Here is a 393-nt window from a genome sequence, read left to right as displayed (position 1 = left end):
CCACACTGACACCGCGAGCAACAAGGCCTTGGGCACACGCTTTTTTCTCTGCTGTCACCAACCCTTTTTTGCAAATAAATCCTTCATCGCTTGATTCTCTAAGCTGACATCCGCAAACAGGCGTTTGAGCTTGGCATTTTCTTCCTCTAACTCACGCATTCGCTTCATCTCAGACGCTTCCATGCCTCCGTATTTCGATTTCCAGTTGTAGTACGTGGCGCTACTAATACCATGCTGACGGCAAACATCGCTCACCTTCATGCCCGCATCCGCTTCTTTTAACACCGCAATAATTTGCGATTCAGTAAATCGTGATTTCTTCATTATCGTCTCCTACCTAAAGTATCGCAGAAAACTCCAATTATGACTGTCTCAGTTTAGGGGAAGTGGACA

1 pseudogene is annotated in these 393 nt (G+C 46.1%); it reads right to left on the bottom strand.

Going from position 1 to position 393, the window contains the following annotated elements:
* Nucleotides 1-63: 63 nt before the first annotated feature.
* Nucleotides 64-324, bottom strand: a pseudogene (locus tag AC2UZJ_RS12555) (transposase); the annotation flags it as partial.
* Nucleotides 325-393 lie beyond the last annotated feature (69 nt).

This window comes from Paenalcaligenes sp. DL 309, assembly GCF_057475285.1.
Note: the sequence above shows the minus strand (reverse complement) of the source record. Positions and strands in the feature narration are given on the sequence as shown.